This window comes from Clostridium punense, assembly GCF_017874425.1.
Taxonomy (GTDB): Bacteria; Bacillota; Clostridia; order Clostridiales; family Clostridiaceae; genus Clostridium_J; species Clostridium_J punense.
Genome location: NZ_JAGGLL010000002.1, coordinates 83,120 through 105,070, shown reverse-complemented (window position 1 = coordinate 105,070; position 21,951 = coordinate 83,120). Strand labels below are relative to the sequence as shown.

Here is a 21,951-nt window from a genome sequence, read left to right as displayed (position 1 = left end):
GTTTAAAAAAAGTCTTAAGGGAACCAAGTAAGAAATAATGCATGATTTAACTCCTAGTACCTTGATCCCCTATAATACTAGTTATTGAAACTATAATTACTTAGCTGGAGATACTAGTTCCTTCACCCTTAGTAATTGAAGTTGTTTGACGTTGCCTTAACATCATATATACATAGAAAGGTATTCCAACTAGCATTAGTATGAAGCCGTACATAACAACCTCTGCACCTGTTCCATATATTGCATATATAGAATAGGCAAAAGCTAGTAAAGAAATAAAGGAGTTTTTAAGGAAATTCCAGAAGTTGAATTTCCCTGGGAATTTTTTTAGAAGCACAATTTCTGCTGCAGCTGCAAAGCTATAAGCAGGTAAAAAGGCTAAGGTGCCAAGTAAAATCATGAAGTCAAAGGCTGATCTTAAGCTTCCTACATAGTTTAGGATTAGAAGAATATTAGCGCAAATTCCACTGATAATAAGTGAAGCCGTAGGAGTAGCAAATTTTTTGCTTACATGTGCAAAAATTGGTGGAAAAAGCTTTTCTTCTGCTGCTGCATAAGCACTTCTTCCAGTGGTCAAAATCCATCCAGAAGTTGCTCCAAGGGTAGATATTATTGCACCAATAGCAATAAAGGTTCCACCCCAGGTTCCGTTAGTTGAAGCATTTATTATGTCTGCTAATGGAGCATCGGACTTAGCTAATACATCCTGCCCCATTGCACCCATAGCAACTACTGATATTAAAATATAAATTAAAGCTGCAATTAAAGTACCAATAATGGTGCTTTTTTTAATGTTCTTTTCTGGATTTTTAATTTCTCCAGCAGGTACAGTGGCACTTTCTAAGCCAACAAAGGCCCATAAAGCCACAGCAATAGCAGCAGGTAGGCTACTCATACCACTTACTTCACTACTAGATACTGTGGATAAGTATTGAGGGTCAAAGTTTATTATAGCTATAACTAGGAAAACTAATAAAGCTGCTACTTTTAATATTGTAGTAATAATACCTATAATACCTGCATTCTTTACTCCTAAGATATTAATAATAGTAAAGAACCATAAAACAAAGGATGTGATTAAAAAGGCTGCCAATGGAGTATTTGCTGAGGGAACAAAGTAAGTAAAATAACTCATGAAGGCAGTTATAATAGCGGCATTACCAACCCAAGCACCTATCCAATAAGTCCATCCAATTAGAAAGGCTGGAAACTCTCCAAAGGCAGTTCTTGTGTAGGCAATTGGACCACCGGTTACTGGAATTCTGGAAGATAAATTTGCAAAACTAAGGGCTATGAGCAGAGAACCAAATGAAGTGATAAGCCAAGCAATAATTGCAGTGGTAGGATTAGAAATCCTTGCTAAAGAAGCTGGAGCCATGAAAACTCCTGAGCCTATGCAATTACCAACCACAATTGCAATTGCAGCACCTAAACCAAGCTCACGTCTTAGCTTTGATTCCGCAGGATCTTTTAATAAGTTTTGATTGTCCATAAAAACACTTCCCTCTGTATTCAAATTAAGAGTATAAATTTAGATAATTTATACTAGCTTATATCTAATTATATATCCAAAAAATAGAATTTTGAATAAATAATGAATAAATTGTAAATATAAATATGTTTAAATTTGTGCTAAAATTCATGGTGAAATGCCATAAAACAACAAACATTCTAGTTTTTATGGAAGTGTAAAGTTATAATAAGATATTAAAACCTTTATAATATTAATGTGGTAAAATTAATATTTAACTTATACAGTATTCTATCTTAGTCAGCATAGGAACCTTTGATTGTGAAAAAGAGGAATCTTTAGATTAACACCTATAAGAAGGAATTGAATTTAATAGAAATTAAAGCTATAGCAAATTAATAAGTAAAATATTGACTTGTACAAAAATTTAAATTCAAGGATAGATCATAAAGGAAAAGTAAGGGGTGGTTGAATGGAAGTAATAAAAGTAAAAGGAAATACCTTTTGCATTGATACTGGAATGACTTACATTCCTTTTTATAAAATAAATGATGAAGAAATAATTATGATGGATACAGGATGGAAGCAAGGAGAAAGAGAAGGCATAGACAAAGTTTTAGAACACAATGGGTTTAAGGTGTCTGGAATATTATGTACTCATTCTCATATAGATCATATAGGAAATAATGCTCATTTAAAAGAGAAGTATAATGCTATTATTGCTATGCCAGCTTATGAGGCTCATATTTGTAGTTCTACTGTAAATTTAAAGTTATTTTACAGTAATCAAAATATATTAGAGATAGTTGAACATTATGGACATATGGTTTGTGAAACAGATATTATGATTGAGAACAACCAAGATAAAATATATTTATGTGGAATAAAGTTTAAAATAATACATACCCCAGGGCACAGTCCAGCCCATATTTGTATTGTAACTCCTGATAATGTGGCTTACTTAGGGGATGCATTAATAAGCTATGAAGTAATGAGAGGGTCCAAATTACCTTACTGCTTTATACTTAGAGAAGCCTTGGAAAGTAAAGAGAAACTCCATAATTTAAAATGTAGCAAATATATTGTAGCTCATAAGGGGATTTTTGAGGACATTGCTAACCTAATAAATGATAACAATGATTTCTTTAAAGAAATATCAGTGAAGGTATATAATGTAATCATTGGACCTATGACTATGGAAGAAATCATGAGAGCAGTGATTAGTGAGTTTAAAATAAGTGTAAAAACCATATATAAATATAATGTGTTAGAAAGAATGTTAAGATCTTATGTTGAGTACTTAAATGAAACAGGAGTAATAGATCTAGTTATGGAAGACGGTTTTCTTAAGTATATAAGAAGCTGATAAAATAAAAAAAAGTTCCTCTTAAAAAATATAAAAAGTCTATTGACCTTAACGCAACGTAAAGGTGTAAATTAATATTAGGGCATCTTAGATAAATAAATAAGTCAGATACTCAGCTATTTTGTGTTACTATTTATTTTTAAATGCCTAAGGTAATGATAAAACTTAGTTTACATGGCTGAAAGGAGACAAGGTTATGGAATACACAGTGCAGAAGTTAAGCAGTTTAGCGGGAGTTAGTACTAGAACTCTTAGATATTATGATGAAATAGGAATTCTTAAGCCGGCAAGAATTAATTCTTCAGGATATCGGATTTATGGTGAGACTGAAGTGGATAGGCTGCAGCAAATATTATTTTATAAAGAGTTAGGTGTGGAACTTGATACAATAAAAACTATTATGTCTTCACCTTCCTTTGATGGAGCTACTGCACTTAAAGAGCATCGACAAAAACTCCTTGAGAAAAGAGAACAATTAAATATATTAATTGAAAATGTAGACAAAACAATAGCTTTAAGAGAGGGGAAAGTAAAAATGACAAATAAAGAAAAATTTGAAGGTTTTAAACAAAAGATAGTAGAAGATAATGAAAAGAAATATGGCAAGGAAATAAGAGAGAAATACGGTAGTGACACCATAGAAAAGTCAAATAAAATGTTTAAAGATATGCCTGAAGAGAAGTATGAGGAAATGGTAAGAATCGGAGAGGAAGTTGAAGAAGTTTTAGCAGAAGCTTTTAAAACTGGTGACCCAGCAGGAACGCTTGCTCAAAAGGCTGCTGAACTTCATAAGCAGTGGTTAAGTTTCACTTGGCCACAATATAGTAAAGAAGCCCATGCAGGTCTTGCTGAAATGTATGTAGCTGATGAGAGATTTACAGTATATTATGATAAAAAGCAGCCAGGAACTGCACAGTTTTTAAGAGATGCTATTCTTATTTATACAGGTATGAAGAAGTAAAATAATTTAGACGCATAAAAAGGACTATATTTATGACTTTTTAAGTCATAGATATAGTCTTTTCTTATACAAACTTCATTTTATAACTAAAGCCTATAATTTAGAATCTAGCTAATTTCTATCTAGGAGTATTTAATTCTAAAACAACTAAATTGTTATATTATTGCTGGCAATTTTCTTTTGAATTTCTTCGACCTTACTTCTGTTAAGATTATAGCCTAACACACTTAAAAGTGCTGCAATAAAACTTACAGCTGAACCAATACTTAGTAATAATGCAAGAATGATTACAGTACTTTCCGCCTGAGTGGTTAAATTTGCATCAAACTTTACTAAATCTAATATAAAGCCTATAAGTAGTAGGGTAATGGATTGAGACATCTTATAAAATAAAGTTAAACATCCATAATAGCTTCCTTCAGCCCTTTTTCCTGTGTTAAGCTCGTCTAAATCAATTACATCTGCAACCATTGATAGGGGCAGGGTGAAAAGTCCACCTGTACCAAAACCAGCTAAAATTCCAAAGGGGAAAAAGTAAAGCACATTACCGCTAACATAATCCTTCGCAAATATTAGAAGAAGGAAAATAAAACTGCTTATAATACAAAGGATTATTCCCAAAACCATAGAAGGCTTTTTATCTAATCTTTTAGATATTAGTGACCAAAGAGGTTGAGATATAATTGACACTAAAAACTGTACTCCAACAATAAGAGCAATTTGTTGACTATCCAGTGAGAAAGTGTAAGTAAAAACATGTAACCCCATATTTGTAACTAAGGCCGAGGCTATGTTGGTAAACATATAAGCAAAAGCTACATGTCTAAAGGTTTTATTAAGAAATATATCCTTGAAAGCTGACAGTAAAGTAGATAGCTTTGAATCACTTGTGTCAGTCTGAATATGCTCATTAAGAATAGGAATATATTTTTTAGTAGAGAAAAAACACCAAACTGCGAAAATGATGATAAGCAGTGAAGTAAATAGTCCCATTCTATTATAAGAGGCTGGGTTTAGCTGTCCAGATGGAAACTCTGGTGTTGGTCTAAAAAATACAAACATACCAAATACTGATACAAAGGCTAGTCCAAGAAGGAAGAATATAGTTTTAATTCCCTGTATTGTTGTTCTTTCATTATAATCATTAGAAAGTTCTGCTCCAAGGGCAGTGTAAGGAGTTACATAAATTGTGCTAAAGGTTTTAATCACAATTATTAAAAGGAAAATAAGAACAAATTTCATGTATGGAGAAATACCAGAGCTTATATTCCAAAGAATAAAGTTACATATTCCTAGGCCAATACCACCTATTAGGAGATATTGGTGACGCCTCCCAAAGGTTTGTGATTTAGTCATATCAGAAATATACCCCATAAAAGGGTCTGTAATAGCGTCCCAAATTATACTTAAGCTAACAGCAAGTCCTACTAAACTGCCAGGGATATCAAGAATAGCTGTGCAATAAAAAACTAAATAGGTTCCTAAAACTTGATTTGAAACTCCAGTGGTGAAATTTCCAAGGCCGTAACCCATCTTATCTAGAAAAGGAATTTTTCTGTGGCTACTACTTCTAAGTTTACTCAAAATAACACTACTCCTTATTTATAGGGAACCAAAGTTATGACTTAGCTTATACAGGGACCTACATTGGTTCCCTTAACGGCTTTGTGAAGATGAATGAAATTCATCACGAATAAATTAAACTTTAACTAAGGAAGCCTATATTAACTTTATTTTCTATATTTATAATACTATCATAGGGGAATATGACAGTATAGACTTGAAAAATAAAAATAATCTTTCTTACAATTTTATTATAGTTCTGTAAAAAGAAACATGAATCTTATATAATATATTTATTATGAAAAACTATTTCAATCATTACTTCCAAGACGAGGTTTTTAAAAGAAATAAGTAGGTCCAATGCGTAGTAATAACTAAGTTATACTTTTAAATAAATTCCATACTAAAGGTATATATAAATTTTTGATCTTGTTTATTTATATAAACCTGGAAGGAAGAAGGGGTAATAGTGGAACTTATTCCTGCAAAGCAAATCTTATCTCAAAGAACTTATAATGAAAATTGGTTTGGAACAAATTATAATATGAATATCTATAAGGGCTGCTCTCATGGATGTATTTATTGTGACTCTAGAAGTGAGTGCTATGGTATTGAAACCTTTGATAAAGTTAGGGGGAAAGACAAGGCCATTGACATAATAAACACTGAACTTAAGGCTAAGCGCAAAAAAGGTGTTATTGCTACTGGGGCCATGTCAGATCCCTATAATCCTTTAGAAAAAGAGTATAACTACACTAGAAAAGCCTTAGAGCTTATAGATTTATATAATTTTGGTGTAGCAATAGCAACTAAAAGTGAGCTAATTACAAGAGATATAGATATTTTAAAAAGTATTACAACCCATTCACCTGTAATTGTTAAAATCACAATTACAACCTCAGAAGATGCTTTGGGTAAAAAAATTGAGCCAAAAGTATCGTTGCCTTCAAAGCGTTTTGAAGCAATAAAGATGCTTTCTCAAAATGGAATTTTTACTGGAATATTATTAATGCCAGTGTTACCTTTTATTGCAGACAATGAAAAAAATATAATTAATATCATAAATCAAGCAGCTGATAGTGGCGCTAGGTTTATTTATCCCTACTTTGGAGTAACTCTTAGGCAGGGGCAAAGGGAGTATTTTTATAGTAAATTAGATGAGAATTTTAAGGGAATTAAGAATAAGTACATTGAAGAGTACGGCTTTTCTTATGAATGTTCTTCAGTAAGGTCAAAGGAACTATGGAAAAGCTTCAAAACAGAATGTGATAAAAAAGGAATATTATATAAAATGTCAGATATTATTAAGGCATACCAAAGTCCCTATGAAAAAGAGCAATTAAGTCTCTTTTAAAGAGGTACATAAAATATTTCTTTACACTTTGCAACTAACTAAATATTTTTAAAAGTTAAGTTGAAGAGTGTAACTTTGATGAAACATACAGAAAATAATATTATAGCTAGGAGGATGAGTATGAGTAAGGTTTATGAATTTGAGGCAGAAATTAAAAAAGTACCAGATATTGACGGGGCATATATTGAAATTCCATTTGATGTTAAAGTAGAATTTGGAAAAGGAAGGGTACCTGTTACTGCAACCTTTGACGGGGAAGTCTACCAGGGAAGTTTAGTTAAGATGAAAACACCTTGTCACATTATAGGAATTAGAAAAGATATTAGAGAGAAAATTGGAAAACAGCCTGGAGATACAATAAAAGTTACTCTTGTAGAAAGAGTAGTAGAAAAAACTCCTAAGAAATAAGAAACATATAACAACATAAATAAAATAAATAAAATAAAAATGAAAATCTGCAGTTGGAGAAATCTAACTGCATTTTAATTTATATCATTAAGATCTTTATTTCTTTAAAAATATATTTTTCTCATATGAAACAAGGGTTAAGTATAGAAAATTTTCAACGTATATAGTAATATAATATGTAATAATTTATCACATAATGTCGAAACGATGAAAGATCCTTGTTTAATGGAGGGAAAAGTGAGGAAAAGAAAAAATTCAATAAGGTTTATAATAAGTGGTTCATTTATTGTACTCACCTTAATTACATTTAGCTTAATTGGTTACTTTGTGTTTTCTAATTGGAGAAATTCAACAAAGGATGTAATTAATCAGGCCAATAAGGTTACCAATAATGGAATATATAATAAAATTGACGAATTTATGAATTTACCCTTATATATCAATGAGGTTAACCATAATTTCTTAAAGAGTAAAATAATAAATTTAGAGGATAGTAGGCAACGACAAGTATTTTTTGCCACAGTAATAAAAGCCAATGAAGAACAAGTATATAGCTTTACTTATGGAGATGAAAAAGGCGAATACTATGGGGCAAGGAGAACTAAAGAGAAGAAAATAGAAAATGTAGAAAATAATGAAAAAACTGGTGGAAAATCCAAGTATTATTCTACTACGGATAAGTTGATTTCAGATAGACTAGTAGAGGAGACAGGGGAATTTGATCCCAGAACTAGGGATTGGTATATCAGCGCTAAAGAAAAAGGTGTACCTGTATTTTCCCCGGTTTATAAGCATTTTGTTATGAATGATTTGGCAATTTCAGCTGCTTATCCTATTTACGACGAAGATGGAGTCTTTCAGGGCGTTTTGGGTACACACCTTATACTTTCAAAGGTAAATGAGTGCTTAAGGGAAGTTACAGAAAGTAAAAATGCAAGGTCATATATTATTGAAAAAAACACTGGATTATTAATTGCAAACTCAATGGAACAATCTAATTTTCAAACAATAGAAAGTAATAGAACAAAAAGATTAAGTATTGAAGAAATTAGTAATGAAGGTATTGCTAAGTCTTACAAAGATTATAAAAAGGGTTTAGGAAATCAATATGCCATTGAGGAAGAAGGGGACAAGTTACATGTAACCTTTACAGACTATGAAAAACAGGGATTGCATTGGGTGATTATTACAGCTATTCCCGAAAAACAATTTACTGTTGGAATTACTAAGAGCATACAGCTTTCAGCTATTTTATCTTTTGTTGCTGTGTTAGTATCAATTTTAGTATATATAAAATCTACCAGAATACTATTACAACCAATCTACAACTTGATTAATACTACAGAGAAATTCTCCAAGGGGGATTTTTCACAGAGAGTAGAAATAGTCAGAAATGATGAAATTGGTAAGTTATCTGCTGAATTTAATTCTATGGCAGAACAATTAGATGTTCTTATTAATAATTTAGAAGACAAGGTGGAAGAAAGAACCCAAGAACTTGTTTATGTAAGTTATCATGACCAGTTAACTGGGGTTTTTAATAGAAGATACTTTGAAGATTCTATGGCTAAATTGGATGTGGAGGAGAATCTACCACTTACCATTATCATGGCAGATATGAATGGGTTAAAACTGGTTAATGATTCCTTAGGACATAGTCTAGGAGATGGACTTTTAAGGAAAACTGCAGAGGTAATAGTTAAAGGAGTTAATAGTGGAAATATTGTTGCTAGACTTGGTGGAGATGAGTTTGTAATTCTTATGCCAAGAACAGACTATCATGAAGCAGAAGAAGTCATTAGTCGTATACGGGCTTTAGCAAGTAGTGAGAGAGTAGGAACTGTAAGTATATCCATTTCTTTTGGATATGGAATTAAGAAAGACAAAGAAGAAAAGCTTGAAGATGCTTTTAAAAAAGCAGAAGATTATATGTACAAAAGAAAGCTTTTTGAAAGCCCAAGTATGAGAGGAAAAACTATTAATGCAATAATTAATACTCTCTATGAGAAGAATAAAAGAGAGGAAGCTCATTGTAGAAGAGTTTCTCACCTTTGTAAACTTATGGGGGAAGCGCTAAAACTAAGAAAAGATGAGGTTCAGGAGCTTACTACCCTTGGATTACTTCATGATATAGGAAAGATTGCAATTTCAGAAAGTATATTAAATAAAGAAGGAAAGCTAACAGAGGAAGAGTGGGAAGAATTAAAACGACATCCTGAAATAGGCTACAGAATACTTAGCACTGTTAATGATATGTCTGAAATGGCAGAATACACTTTGACTCATCATGAGAGATGGGATGGAAAAGGTTACCCTAAAAAGTTAAAAGAAAAGGAAATTCCATTACAAGCTAGAATTGTAGCTATTGCAGATGCTTTTGATGCCATCACTAGCGAGAGAAGCTATAGAAGAGCCTTGTCTCAAAAATATGCCCTTGAAGAATTAAAAAAAGGTGCAGGTATTCAGTTTGATCCAGAGTTGGTACAAGTATTTGTGGATATGGTAATAAATGAGTTACCACATATAGAAAAATACCATGGAGGTATTGTATAAAAGTAAAGTAATACGACTATGTAAGGGTTATAGCATAACAATTTTCAGATGTAGCTTCTAACTAAAAAACAAAAAAATATTGTGTTTTTTACTAATTATGGGATTGTAACAAAAGGATATTTTGTGAACTTATGTAATGAAGCCATGGATAATAGAAGAAGGTTTTCTCTATTGGCCATGGCTTTCAAGTTGTTTAGAAACTTTATTTAGTATTTAATAACCCACTTTATCTTTTAACAATTATAAAGATGGTAATTCTACAGTAAAGGTTGTGCTCTGATTCATGACACTTTTAGCATAAATTTTTCCATCATGCTGCTCTAGAATTGCTTTTGCAATTGAGAGCCCAAGGCCATAACCGCCACTTTTTCTTTCACGAGATTTATCAATCCTATAAAATCTATCAAAAATTCTAGTTAAATGTACTTCACTGATACCCTGTCCCGTGTTGGTAATTGAAAGAACTGAATTGCCATTTATCCTTTTTAAGGAAAGGTCAATGTTACCATTTAATTCTGTATATTTTAGTGCATTATCTAAAAGTATGATAATAACTTGTTTTATTTGCTCATTATTTCCATATACTATTAGATTTTCATCAATAGTATAGTTAAAGACGATGTTATTTTCGAAAATTACAGCTTCCATAGTTAAAATTACATTTTCAACAGTTTCACTGAGGTTAAAGTTAGAAAAAATCATTTTAATATCTGAATAATCCATTTGGGTTAAGTAAAGCAAATCATTTGTAAGCTTAGACATTCTTTCAACCTCAGATTTAATATAGTTTAACCATTTCTTTTGACTATTTATTGAATCTTCACCATTTGAAAAAAGTACATCCACATTAGTATTAATAACAGCTAGAGGGGTTTTTAACTCGTGAGAAGCATCTCCAATAAATTGTTTTTGCTTTTCAAAGGCTTCTCTAATAGGAGCAATAGCTTTATTAGCGAAAAACCTACTAATAAAGAAAATAACAACTAACATCAACAAGGCAACAGCTAAAAAAGTTAAAATAAGATTTGTAAGTATTGCCTGTTGTCTAGTTATATCTAAGAACACAAGTCTGTACCCATCCATATAAGAAATTTTTAAAAAAGCCCAGTGATTATCCTCTAGTTTGAATTTTCCTTTATCAATATTAGAGGATAAAGCTTTTTCTTTAGCTTTTTCGTAAAATTCTTCTTCCATGTCGAAAATAGATAAGGTTGACAGAGTTTTTCCTTCATTATCTAGGATTAGAGTGAAGGAGAGAGAACGGTCTTTTGGGGGTTCCATACTATTAAAGTTAGGTATTGGTTCCTTCATATTGTCCTTTTGTTTTTTATTCATATCTGATATTTTATGGAGTTCTAAATCTATATCTCTCTTAACATCATTATAAGTAATAAGGTAAATTGTTGAAAAAGCAATTATCATGGTTACAGTGATTATTATTAAGTTAAGCATTAAGAATTTATTTCTAAGTTCCTTAAACATTTAGCTTTCCTCCAGTATATAGCCAACCCCACGGACAGTTGTTATTTTTACAGTTGAGCACAAGTGGGTTAACTTCTTTCTTAAAAAGGAAATATAAACCTCCACATGATTATGTTCTACTTCAGCATCAAAGCCCCAAAGTTTTTCAATAATAAGCTCTTTAGAACTAGCTGACTTTTTTCTGTTTATTAAAAGTTCTAAAAGCTCACTTTCCTTTAATATAAGTTTAACTTCTTTGTCTTTACAAGTAAGTTTCAAAGTATCAGGACTAAGCCTAATATCCCCAAATACCAAGGTATTATCTTGAGCTACCTCACCCTTACGTCTAGCCATAGCTCTTATTCTAGCTAAAAGTTCTTCTGTGGCAAAAGGCTTAGAAAGATAATCATCAGCACCGCTATCAAGACCATTAACTTTATCGGTAACTTCACCTTTAGCAGTAAGAAGTATCACAGGGGTAGAAAGTCCTTCCTTGCGAATCTCTTTTAAAACGCTTATACCATCAAGTTTCGGAAGCATTATATCTAGTATTATTAAATCATAAATATCACTTAAAGCATTATCAAGACCAGCTTCACCATCATATACTGCATCTACAGTGTAGTTGTTTTTTTTTAGTATTTGAGTTAAAGCTTCTGCTAAATGGACTTCATCTTCTACAATTAATATTCTCATGTATTTCCTCCAAATTTATAATTGTTTTAATTTATAATCATTTTAATGTGACTAATCTAGTATTAAATAATTCTATTGAGTATTAATGTGTTTTTCTTTAATTAATTATAACATGATAAACCTTAAATTAACCTTAACCCATAAGTATATATCGGCCTCCTTAGTAAAAAATTAATGTGCTCATTTTCAAAAACATTAAGACATCCAAGCTAAGTTTCAATTCAATAGTCAAGCCTTAGCCTTAATTTCATATAAAAGAGAAATCAATATTTTATTAATATTAAATCATTTAAGGTTTCTTTAAGGTTACCTCTATAAAATAATAGACATAAGAACAAAACAAATATGTTAAGGAAAGGAGCAAAAGCATGACTATTGAAGTTTTTAACAGACATGAATGTAAGTACCTAATAGACGAAGCTGTGTTTGAAGAAATTCAAGAGAAGCTTATAAAATACATGGAATTAGATAATTACAATAAAAGCCATGAATTGTACACCATAAGCAATATTTATTACGATACAAAGGATAACCATTTAATAAGAGCATCTCTATCTAAACCTAAATACAAAGAAAAGCTTCGTTTAAGAGCATATGGTATTCCCAAAATGGATGAAAAGGTTTATTTAGAAATCAAGAAAAAGGTGTGTGGAGTGGTAAACAAGAGAAGAACAAAATTAAGCTTAGAAGAAGCTTATAATTTTGTAGCCACAGGTGAAAAACCAGAAGTAAAAGCTCATATGAATAAACAGGTTATAAATGAAATCCAATATATATTAAGTATTTATGATTTAGAGCCTAAGCTTTATTTAGCATATGATAGAAAGGCTTTTTTCAGTAAGGAAAGTAGGGACTTAAGAATAACTTTTGATACTAATATAAGAACAAGAAGATATGATTTATTTCTTGAAAGAGGAGATTATGGAGAAAGCTTGTTAGAAAAAGGAAAATGGCTTATGGAAGTAAAGGCTGAGAAAAATATTCCATTATGGCTATCTACAATGCTTTCAGAATATAAAATATTCAAAACTAGTTTTTCAAAGTATGGAAGGGAATATGAGAAGTTTTTAATAAAAGAAAGAAGTTTGAAAGGGGAATTTGAACCATGTTTGAAGCAATATACAGCAGCTTATTCGGCTCAACCACAGTTAATACAACAATATCTTTAACTAATTCAATATTAACCATAGTAGTATCTTTTATCTTAGGTTCAATAATTAGTTTTACTTATATGAAGACCTCAAATAAGAGTAGGGGTTACTCTCAAAACTTTTCTCTCACCCTAGTAATAGTACCAACTGTTATTGCAATTATTGTGCTTTTAATAGGAAGTAATGTAGCTAGGGCCTTTAGTTTAGCAGGTGCCTTTTCAATGATTAAATTTAGGAGTGCCCCAGGAGATCCAAAGGATATTTCTTATATATTATTCACAATGGCAGCAGGACTAGCCTGCGGTGTTGGAGCCTTTGGTTTCGCGGCCTTGTTTACAATATTTCTTTGTGCTCTTATGTTTGTGTTGAATATTGTAAATTTCGGTGCAGAAAAAGGAGCACAGAACTTACTTAAAATAACCATTCCAGAAGACTTGGATTATGAAGGAGTTTTCGATAGTGTTTTTAGTGACTATGCTACAGATTACCAGCTTATAAAAGTGAAAACTACTGATCTTGGAAGCTTATTTCAGCTTTCTTACATGGTAACAATAAAAAATAAAATAAGTGAAAAAGAATTTTTAGATGCTTTAAGATGTAGAAATGGAAACTTGAACATAATCTTATCAAGGTATGTTGATAAGGAAGAGTATTAGGAGGGATAAAGTGAACAGGAACTCAAAACTAAGAAAACTTATAGCAATAGCATTAATATTGACACAAACTATAACCTTAGCAGCTTGCGGTGGAAACAACAAAAACTCTAAAGATAAAAATACTAACGACTCAGCAATGGCATCAAACAATACAAAGGCAGCGTATAGTTTGATTTTTGAAAAGGACAAGGTTATAGATGTTAAAATTCAAGTTGGAGAAGAGGATTTGAAAGCTATGTTAGATAATCTTCTAGCTGAAGAATATAAAACTGCTCAGGTTACTGTAAATGGAACTACAGTAGAAAACGTAGGAATAAGAACAAAGGGTAATTTAACTCTAAGGTCTGTAGCTAGTTCTGATTCGGATAGATATAGCTTTAGGATTAAATTAGACGAATATGTAAAAGGTCAGAATCTTTTAGGACTTGATGAATTTGTAGTTAATAATATGTACTCTGATCCGTCCTATATGAGAGAATATTTAAGCTATGAAGCTTTAAGAGAAATTGGTGCTAACGTGCCAGAAACTACCTTTGCAAATATTTACATTAATGACAAGCTATATGGTTTTTATCTTTGCGTAGAGGCTATTGATGATAGCTATTTAAAAAGAAATTTCGGAGATAACGATGGGAGCTTATACAAACAAGAAAAAGGAAGTACCCTACAGTATGTAGAAGGAAGTAATTATGATAGTTATGAACTAAAAGAAGGTGAAGATGAGAGTAAAACAGACTTGAAAAAATTTATAAAAACCTTAAATGAAATGCCTACAGGTGAAAAGGGAAATATAGAAAGTGTTTTGGAGGTGGATAGTGCACTAAAATACATTGCTGCTAATACTGTTCTTGGAAACTATGACAGCTACAATGGCAATATGTCACAGAATTATTACTTATATGGTGAGAATGGAAAATTTACAGTACTTCCTTGGGATTATAATATGTCCATTGGGGGCTTTGGTGGAGGCGGTGGTGGAACAAGTGCCACAGCTATACCAATAGATGAGCCAGTGACTGGAGTAAATATGAAAAACTTACCACTTATAAACAACTTACTTACAGTACCAGAGTATAAGGACAAATATCATGAATATATAAAGGAACTTGTTAGCTATTTGGAGAACTTTGAATCTAGAGTTCAAGAGGTAGCAAAGATAATTAGACCTTATGTAGATGCAGATCCAAGTAAGTTTTATACAATGGACCAATTTGAAGCCAATATTAAGTACGTAGAAGGAAGCACACAGAGTGCAACAATGCCTAATGAAGCGGCAGGTAATAAATTAGCCCCAACAGAAATAAAACCAAATGAAAATAATTCAGATAAAGGAAAAGTTAATGGTAACACTTCACCAGATCAGAACCTTAATCAAAGCAAGAATTCTACATTAAGACCAGAGGCTAATACTGGGGCCACAAAGCAAGCTAACCAAAATGAAGGACAGATGGAATTTAAACCAGGGGACTTTGAAAGAGGACAAAAGGGAAACAGGCAAGGTTCTCCAGAGGGTTTTAAACAAGGTGAAAAAGCTATGGCACCACAAGAATTTAATGGAGAAAATATGCCAATACCACCTGATGATTTTAAAAACGACAATATTCAGCCACCAGTAGGGAGAGAAAATATGAAAGGAATGCCTAATGGAGGTGGTAAAAATATAGTAGGTGGATCTATCATTAATTATGTGAGAGCGAGAATTGAAAATATTAAAAAACAGCTTTCAGGAGAACTTTCCACTACAAGCAATAGTACAACTAAGTGATGAAGGTAATATAAGTGTTTATTTCTAATTGCATAAATAACTTTCCTTTGAATAAAAATATCTAAGTAAAGTCGAAAATATGAGGTGAAATGCAATGAGTAAAGTGTTATACATTAAAGCTAATCCAAAGCCAGATTCTGAGTCTAATACCTTTAAGCTATCCAATGAGTTTATAGAGGAGTATAAGAAGCAAAATCCCAATGATGAAATTATTATTTTAGATTTGTACAAGGAGAATATCCGTCCTCTAGATAATGAAATGGTTACTAATATGTTTTCAGGGGTAAAAGATGAAGTTTATCACCAGGCTGAATTATTTGCATCAGTAGATAAGTATGTATTTGCAGCTCCAATGTGGAACCTAAGCATACCAGCAATTTTAAAAGCTTATTTTGATTATGTAAGTTATGTAGGAATAGCTTTTAAGTACACAGAGCAAGGTGCAGTTGGATTACTTGCAGATAAAGGAAAAAAAGCCGTTCATATTGTTTCAAGAGGAGGAGCTTACTCAGAAGGACCTAGTGCAAGCTATGAAATGGGAGACAGGTATGTAAAAACCATTTTAGGCTTCTTTGGGATTTATGATGTAAAAACTTTAGCTCTTGAACTTACTAATGTACTTCAAGATGAAGAGTTTGAAAAAGCAGCAAATAGAAGCTATGAAGAAGCACGAAGGATGGCAAGGGAATTTTAAGTTTAAAAGTAAAAGTTTCTGTAACTTTAGGATTGCAGGAACTTTTTTTATGTACAATTAATTATATTTAAAAACACTATAAATCTTAATACAATAATAGAGAAGCGTGTAGTATTCAGTAGAATTTTACAAAATACAAGTTATCTGATATAATTATAGGTGCGTATTTTCACCTATAGATTATCAGCTTTTCATTGATATAGTCTACTATGGGTAAGAGTTACTTTATCATCTTAATAAGACCTTAAAGGAAAAAGTTAGGGTCCATATATCTTAAGTGTTAACTTTGTTTTCCTACAGTAGTACTTCTTAAAGCATAATTTCTAAAGGCTTACTGGATAATAATTTAATAATTATATTGAGTTTTTAATGAATGAAATAGTTTCATTTACGATTTTAATTTTAAATTTCATTTCATATATAATAATCAAGTCTGCACACTAAGGCTTTTTGTTGATAAATTATTCTGTTCAGCATTAAGAAGCCATAAGGAAACCAAGGTACAAGCAATGTACAAATTAAGGCTTAACTTTGGTTATTACTAAGAAATAAGGCTTGAAATCACATATAAAGGGGAGGGCATATTTGTCTTTAAACAGGGTTTTAAAGACAAAGTAATATGATGAAAACCTATAAGTTTACTGCATATGATGTTTGTGATGAAATTGCACTAAATATTATTGCACAGCATTTTAATCTTAACAAAAAATTAAAGTGGGAAGATACTGTACTTTTAAAAGAAAATAATTTAAATGGAATAGTATCAGATACTGAAAGTAAGTATATATTCCTGTATCACTTTGGAAGTATAGTATTTGTTAACTTTGAATATCATGAAGTTATGGATGCTATCAAGTACTTTAAAAACATTAGTAGTAAATGTTTCAAGGACATGAATAAAAACTACTACACTGAGGAGTTTACTCTTTATGTTGATGAAAACAAGGAGCTTGAAATAAGCTTTGATTCCATGACTATAGGAACACTAAATGAAACCTACATGGCTACTTTATCCCTGGTTTTATCTAAATCTGTTTCTTTAGATAAAATCGAGCAAGATATAGAAATTCTTACTGATGAAGTTGAAAGTGTCATGGATTATCTAGATAGAGGAGCTTTTACTTTGAAGGATAAGGATCTTGCAAAATTATCTTCAAAGATACTCCGTGGCAAATTTGATATAGTATCTTACTTAAGACTGTTAGATAAACCAGATATTGCATGGAGAAATGAATTTGCAGAAGAGCTTTATCTAGAATTAATTGATTTATTTGACATCGCAGAAAGATTTGAAAAGATAAAAAATAAGACAGAAGTTTTATTAAACGTTATAGAAGTGTTCTCTACAATTATGCATTCAAAAAAAGGAAATACTTTAGAGTGGATAGTTATAATACTAATTGCCTTTGAACTTATACTTCCTGTGTTTGAAATGTTTTTCAAATAGGCATCTATAATAATTTATAAAAAGTTTATAAAGTAAGTTTACTTTTTATTATTGCATAAAAATCCTGTGATATTTGAAATATTGCAGGTTTTTTTCATTTAAGAAAATTCTTATGAAAGATGTTTAATATACATACACAAATATGATTAATTAAACAAGTTGACTAAAGAAAATCCTAGGAGTATGCTTTTAAAGGGATAAAATTAAACTTGGGAGTGATGGTTAAATGAAACCAAAATTATTAAGGATGATTGATAGAAAGGAGATTAACAAGGAAAGAATTTTAAAAGACATAATTGCAGGAATAATAGTTGCAATTATTGCACTACCACTTTCTGTAGCACTAGGGATTTCTTCAGGAGTATCACCAGAAAAAGGACTAATTACCGCTATTATAGCAGGTTTTCTTATTTCCTTTTTAGGAGGAAGCAGAGTACAGATAGGAGGACCAACAGGAGCCTTTGTAGTAATAGTTTATGGTATTATCCAAAGTTATGGCATTGAAGGTCTTATAATATCAACAATTATGGCAGGAATTATTTTAATAGTTTTAGGGTTGCTTAAGTTTGGGAGTGTCATTAAGTTTGTACCTCACCCAATAACTGTGGGCTTTACTTCAGGAATAGCTATAACCTTGCTTTCAACACAGGTTAAGGATTTTCTTGGACTAACTATAGATAAGGTACCAGCAGAATTTATCGGAAAATGGGAAGCTTATTTTGCTCACATGAATACCTTTAATTTAACAGCCTTTTTAGTGGGACTTGGATCCTTACTTATAATGATTTATTGGCCTAAGGTTAATAAAACTATACCAGGTTCATTGGTAGCATTAATTGTAGCTACTTTGGTGGTTAATATATTTAACTTACCAGTAGAAACTATAGGAAGTAGATTTAGTGATATTTCGTCTGCTATTCCAGCTCCAATGTTACCAAAGGTGGGCTTTCAAACTATAAAGAGCCTTATAAATCCAGCATTAACTATTGCAATACTTGCTGCCATAGAATCACTGCTTTCTGCAGTAGTAGCTGATGGAATGATAGGTGGAAAACATGACTCAAACATGGAATTAATAGCTCAAGGAGTAGCAAATGTAGCTTCAGGTCTTTTCGGAGGAATTCCAGCAACAGGAGCTATTGCAAGAACTGCAGCTAACGTAAAAAACGGAGGCAGAAGCCCTATATCGGGAGTGGTTCATGCGATAACTTTACTTTTAATAATGATGGTATTTATGCCTCTTGCAAAGATGATTCCAATGACAACCTTAGGAACTATCCTAATATTAGTGTCCTATAATATGGGGGAATGGAAAACTTTTTATTCTCTTCTAAAAGCTCCTAAAAGTGATGTAGCTATACTGTTAATAACCTTTATATTAACAGTGGTATTTGATTTAGTTGTGGCAATTGAAATTGGAATGGTACTTGCTATGTTCCTATTTATGAAACGAATAGCAGACACAACAAAGATTGAAACCATGGTTTTATGCAGCCAAGGGGAAGATGAAGATATAAGAGATGAAAGCCATAAGGATAATATATTAGTCTATGAAATAAATGGTCCTTTCTTCTTTGGCATAGTTCATAATTTTATGGATGTAATGAAAGAAATTAATTCTTCTTATGAAGTGCTACTGCTAGATATGAAAAATGCCAATGCCATAGACTCTACAGCTATGGAAGCCCTTGAAACTCTTTATAGCAGATGTAAAAAGCATAATATTAAACTTCTTTTAGCCAACATACAAGAGCAGCCACATAAAGTTTTAAAAGGAATGGGATTCTTAGAACTGGTTGGAGAAGAAGCTATATTTAATGATAGAGAAGAAGCGCTAAAATCAGTTGCTTAAAAATATACCTCTATTAAATATTTATAACCTTAATAAAAGTATAAATTGCTGTGAATATAAGAACAGGACAAAAATGTCTTATTAAAGGAGATGTTTTTGTCCTGTTTTTATTTTATAATTGTTCTTCCTTGCAATATGAATGTTTTCAAAGATAAATTTTGCATCAGGCAAGGGCGTGGTTAAGGTTATCTAATAAAAACAATATTATTTTCATCGGACATAGTTTGGGAAAACTTGTACCCTTCTGTGGAGAAAGTTTTAATTTTATTAGCTTCACAAATCTCATTTCTCATAATATAACTTGTCATTAGTCCCCTTGCTTTTTTAGCGTATAATCCTATGATTTTATACTCATTATTTTTATTTTCTTTAAAAATCACATTAATTACTCTAATTTTCTTGGAAAGCTTTTTTAGTTTAAGAGCTTTAGAATATTCATCTGAAGCTAAATTGATTAGCACCTTGTCTCCTGTACTTTGCAAAACTAATTCTTCAATGTGGAGGCTTAGTTTATCCTCCCAATAGTCATATAGGTTATTTAAAGAATTAAACTTTAATTTTGTGCCCATTTCAAGTCTATGTTCTTTAATTATGTCCAAAGGTCTTAAAACTCCATAAAGTCCTGATAATATCCTTAGATTTTCCTGGGCAAAACTGATATGTTCAGGAGAAAATTCTTCAATGTTTAAGCCTTTGTACACATCACCTTTAAAAGCAAAAATTGCTTCCTTAACCCTTTCTTCATCATTATTTAGAACCTGAAATCTATCATAATTAAGCTTAGATAAAGCCTCACTTATATTCATTAACTTACTAATATCATCTGAACTTAGGCTTTTTAGCACTTGTCCTAATTCATTGGTCTCCTTAGAAAATAGAGGATGTGTATATTGTATATTTGGTCTTGGACTTTCAAAGTCTAAGGTTTTTGCTGGTGAAATAACTGTAATCATCTAAATTGCTCCTTTTGTTAACCATTCTAAATTAAATTGGTTAGGAATTTGTGACTTTTATGAGTATTATATCAAATATTTCTTAAAAGTTCAGCAACTCCTTCTAAAGTTGTCCAATGAAATGAACTTGCTCATTATTTAGAAGAACAAAGGAATTTCTAATTATACCCATTATTTTACAGAAAATAATAACATTTTTTATACAATTAAATATACTGACTATATATGACATTTTTAACTAGTTTTTATTAATTAGGGAAGTAAAGTTAATATTGAATTTCATGACACTGCTGAGAAATTTTAGAGAGTCTATTAATGGATAACCTCCAGTTCACCTAAGCTTTATGTAAACTTTTATAAAAAGTAAGGTGGCCCAAAGGCATTACTCTAAAGGAGTTTAATCCCTTTTATGAAAACTATTGTTAAAGTGTCAAGCAATAAAAATAAGGAGAAAATATGTTAGTTAGAGAGCAGCAACAACAAATACCAAGAAGAAGGTTTGTGAACCAGTCAATCCAATTAAACTTATTTTTCTTAAGAATTGTGAAAGAACATTTAATCTTTGTTAAAGCTTCCCTTACTCCAAAGGATATAAATTATGGAAGACAAGCGGATATGTTAAGAAGAGAAGTTGAAAGATTGCTTATGGAAACAGTAAGACTTTCCCAAGGAGTAATTAGACCTAACCAACTTAACTCAGGAGAGTTTGTGACTAAGTACACTTTAGATGCAGAAAAAGCTACTCAATTTTATACTGGAATTGAAATAGATACAAACATAACACAAATGGAATTAAACTTAGCTGGTAATGACCTTCCTATCACTGAGGACATTCCACCAGATAATATACCAGATGATGCACCATTTTTACAGAACTTTGATGAACAGGCTTCTGCGCAAAATATATTTACTCTAAATAGAAGAATTATACCAGTTATAAGAGAGGTTATTGCTTTTAAGCAAACCTTAATTAGGAGAGTTAATTCTTGTCAAATGTTCACTCTAGCATATCCTCATATGGTAGAACATCTTTTAGAAGAAACAGAATTTTATTTAACAATGCTAAGAAGACTTCAAAGAATGATGGACATAGATATTGATAGGGAAACTGTAGAGCAGGAGTCCTTCTGGAATGAGATTATGGGAGACCATGCAAAATTTATAAGAGGAATGCTAGACCCAACAGAGGAAGCATTAATTAATATGGCTAATGAATTTGCTGAAAGGTATGAACAGCTAACAGAAGAAGCAGAAAATTTTAAAAAGATAATGAATAACATGGATAATGTAACACAACAAAGCCTAAGAACTACTAGAGAGTTTAGAAACTTTAAAACTCAAGGTGTAGAGGGAATATTAGGTTGTAAAGTTAAGTCCATAATACTACCTCTTTTAGCAGACCATGTATTAAGAGAAGCAAATCACTATTTAAGGATATTAAGAAGATTAAATAGACCTAATAGATATTAATTATATTGGATATAAAGGTACTGTTCCATAATGCATAAGTTTGCAGAGGAAACAGTTCCTTTTATTTTTATATGAATAATGTAACTATAACTATAGCTTTCCTATGTTTATCGCAACTTGAATACAATAA

Annotated in this window: 17 protein-coding genes; 12 read left to right on the top strand and 5 right to left on the bottom strand. The window is 31.4% G+C overall.

Annotated features, from left to right (window positions below):
• Positions 1–100: 100 nt before the first annotated feature.
• Positions 101–1,492: an amino acid permease gene (locus tag J2Z44_RS01655; protein WP_021284812.1), complete on the bottom strand. Its 1,392-nt coding sequence runs from the start codon at positions 1,490–1,492 to the stop codon at positions 101–103.
• A 451-nt stretch (positions 1,493–1,943) separates the two neighbouring features.
• Here J2Z44_RS01655 and J2Z44_RS01650 point away from each other — a divergent pair, with 451 nt between their 5' ends.
• Together J2Z44_RS01650 and J2Z44_RS01645 are read left to right on the top strand one after the other, a co-directional pair.
• Entirely contained in the window at positions 1,944–2,837 is an 894-nt protein-coding gene (locus tag J2Z44_RS01650; protein ID WP_021284811.1) for an MBL fold metallo-hydrolase, read from the top strand.
• 196 nt (positions 2,838–3,033) lie between these two features.
• Positions 3,034–3,798: a MerR family transcriptional regulator gene (locus J2Z44_RS01645; RefSeq protein WP_021284810.1), complete on the top strand. Its 765-nt coding sequence runs from the start codon at positions 3,034–3,036 to the stop codon at positions 3,796–3,798.
• A gap of 147 nt (positions 3,799–3,945) precedes the next feature.
• Here the strand turns inward: J2Z44_RS01645 and J2Z44_RS01640 are convergent, their stop codons facing one another.
• Positions 3,946–5,382, bottom strand: a complete 1,437-nt coding sequence (locus J2Z44_RS01640) for an MFS transporter (RefSeq protein ID WP_021284809.1) — start codon at positions 5,380–5,382, stop codon at positions 3,946–3,948.
• 448 nt (positions 5,383–5,830) lie between these two features.
• On the opposite strand from J2Z44_RS01640, the gene J2Z44_RS01635 reads away from it, so the two are divergent.
• From J2Z44_RS01635 to J2Z44_RS01625, 3 genes are all read left to right on the top strand, one after another.
• Positions 5,831–6,715, top strand: a complete 885-nt coding sequence (locus J2Z44_RS01635) for an SPL family radical SAM protein (RefSeq protein WP_021284808.1) — start codon at positions 5,831–5,833, stop codon at positions 6,713–6,715.
• Between the two features lie 120 nt (positions 6,716–6,835).
• Complete coding sequence (locus tag J2Z44_RS01630) at positions 6,836–7,123, top strand: DUF1905 domain-containing protein (protein WP_021284807.1); 288 nt, start codon at positions 6,836–6,838, stop codon at positions 7,121–7,123.
• 237 nt (positions 7,124–7,360) lie between these two features.
• Positions 7,361–9,676: an HD domain-containing phosphohydrolase gene (locus J2Z44_RS01625; protein ID WP_021284806.1), complete on the top strand. Its 2,316-nt coding sequence runs from the start codon at positions 7,361–7,363 to the stop codon at positions 9,674–9,676.
• A 240-nt stretch (positions 9,677–9,916) separates the two neighbouring features.
• Here the strand turns inward: J2Z44_RS01625 and J2Z44_RS01620 are convergent, their stop codons facing one another.
• Positions 9,917–11,158 carry a sensor histidine kinase gene (locus J2Z44_RS01620; RefSeq protein WP_021284805.1) on the bottom strand — a complete coding sequence of 414 codons (1,242 nt, stop codon included), beginning with the start codon at positions 11,156–11,158 and terminating at the stop codon, positions 9,917–9,919.
• Positions 11,159–11,833 (bottom strand): response regulator transcription factor, encoded by a 675-nt coding sequence (locus J2Z44_RS01615; protein ID WP_021284804.1) that lies wholly within the window; start codon positions 11,831–11,833, stop codon positions 11,159–11,161.
• 368 nt (positions 11,834–12,201) lie between these two features.
• On the opposite strand from J2Z44_RS01615, the gene J2Z44_RS01610 reads away from it, so the two are divergent.
• From J2Z44_RS01610 to J2Z44_RS01585, 6 genes are all read left to right on the top strand, one after another.
• Positions 12,202–13,002 (top strand): polyphosphate polymerase domain-containing protein, encoded by an 801-nt coding sequence (locus J2Z44_RS01610; protein WP_021284803.1) that lies wholly within the window; start codon positions 12,202–12,204, stop codon positions 13,000–13,002.
• Positions 12,939–13,640: a DUF4956 domain-containing protein gene (locus J2Z44_RS01605; protein WP_021284802.1), complete on the top strand. Its 702-nt coding sequence runs from the start codon at positions 12,939–12,941 to the stop codon at positions 13,638–13,640. Before J2Z44_RS01610 ends, J2Z44_RS01605 begins: the two co-directional genes overlap by 64 nt.
• A gap of 10 nt (positions 13,641–13,650) precedes the next feature.
• Entirely contained in the window at positions 13,651–15,405 is a 1,755-nt protein-coding gene (locus tag J2Z44_RS01600) for a CotH kinase family protein (protein ID WP_021284801.1), read from the top strand.
• 94 nt (positions 15,406–15,499) lie between these two features.
• Positions 15,500–16,099 (top strand): FMN-dependent NADH-azoreductase, encoded by a 600-nt coding sequence (locus tag J2Z44_RS01595; protein WP_021284800.1) that lies wholly within the window; start codon positions 15,500–15,502, stop codon positions 16,097–16,099.
• 619 nt (positions 16,100–16,718) lie between these two features.
• Positions 16,719–17,546: an RMD1 family protein gene (locus J2Z44_RS01590; RefSeq protein WP_209649291.1), complete on the top strand. Its 828-nt coding sequence runs from the start codon at positions 16,719–16,721 to the stop codon at positions 17,544–17,546.
• 226 nt (positions 17,547–17,772) lie between these two features.
• Entirely contained in the window at positions 17,773–19,398 is a 1,626-nt protein-coding gene (locus tag J2Z44_RS01585) for a SulP family inorganic anion transporter (RefSeq protein ID WP_021284798.1), read from the top strand.
• A 185-nt stretch (positions 19,399–19,583) separates the two neighbouring features.
• Here the strand turns inward: J2Z44_RS01585 and yaaA are convergent, their stop codons facing one another.
• Positions 19,584–20,351 carry a peroxide stress protein YaaA gene (yaaA, locus tag J2Z44_RS01580; RefSeq protein WP_209649290.1) on the bottom strand — a complete coding sequence of 256 codons (768 nt, stop codon included), beginning with the start codon at positions 20,349–20,351 and terminating at the stop codon, positions 19,584–19,586.
• A 456-nt stretch (positions 20,352–20,807) separates the two neighbouring features.
• On the opposite strand from yaaA, the gene J2Z44_RS01575 reads away from it, so the two are divergent.
• Positions 20,808–21,821 carry a DUF2935 domain-containing protein gene (locus J2Z44_RS01575; protein ID WP_021284796.1) on the top strand — a complete coding sequence of 338 codons (1,014 nt, stop codon included), beginning with the start codon at positions 20,808–20,810 and terminating at the stop codon, positions 21,819–21,821.
• The last annotated feature ends 130 nt before the right edge of the window (positions 21,822–21,951 follow it).

Excerpts from the sequence above, each read along its gene's own strand:
- J2Z44_RS01615 (WP_021284804.1), bottom strand. The coding sequence starts at position 11,833 with ATGAGAATATTAATTGTAGAAGATGAAGTCCATTTAGCAGAAGCTTTA.
- J2Z44_RS01595 (WP_021284800.1), top strand. The coding sequence starts at position 15,500 with ATGAGTAAAGTGTTATACATTAAAGCTAATCCAAAGCCAGATTCTGAG.
- J2Z44_RS01610 (WP_021284803.1), top strand. The coding sequence starts at position 12,202 with ATGACTATTGAAGTTTTTAACAGACATGAATGTAAGTACCTAATAGAC.
- J2Z44_RS01630 (WP_021284807.1), top strand. The coding sequence starts at position 6,836 with ATGAGTAAGGTTTATGAATTTGAGGCAGAAATTAAAAAAGTACCAGAT.
- J2Z44_RS01650 (WP_021284811.1), top strand. The coding sequence starts at position 1,944 with ATGGAAGTAATAAAAGTAAAAGGAAATACCTTTTGCATTGATACTGGA.
- J2Z44_RS01585 (WP_021284798.1), top strand. The coding sequence starts at position 17,773 with ATGAAACCAAAATTATTAAGGATGATTGATAGAAAGGAGATTAACAAG.
- J2Z44_RS01645 (WP_021284810.1), top strand. The coding sequence starts at position 3,034 with ATGGAATACACAGTGCAGAAGTTAAGCAGTTTAGCGGGAGTTAGTACT.
- J2Z44_RS01655 (WP_021284812.1), bottom strand. The coding sequence starts at position 1,492 with ATGGACAATCAAAACTTATTAAAAGATCCTGCGGAATCAAAGCTAAGA.
- yaaA (WP_209649290.1), bottom strand. The coding sequence starts at position 20,351 with ATGATTACAGTTATTTCACCAGCAAAAACCTTAGACTTTGAAAGTCCA.
- J2Z44_RS01575 (WP_021284796.1), top strand. The coding sequence starts at position 20,808 with ATGTTAGTTAGAGAGCAGCAACAACAAATACCAAGAAGAAGGTTTGTG.
- J2Z44_RS01590 (WP_209649291.1), top strand. The coding sequence starts at position 16,719 with ATGATGAAAACCTATAAGTTTACTGCATATGATGTTTGTGATGAAATT.
- J2Z44_RS01620 (WP_021284805.1), bottom strand. The coding sequence starts at position 11,158 with ATGTTTAAGGAACTTAGAAATAAATTCTTAATGCTTAACTTAATAATA.
- J2Z44_RS01605 (WP_021284802.1), top strand. The coding sequence starts at position 12,939 with ATGTTTGAAGCAATATACAGCAGCTTATTCGGCTCAACCACAGTTAAT.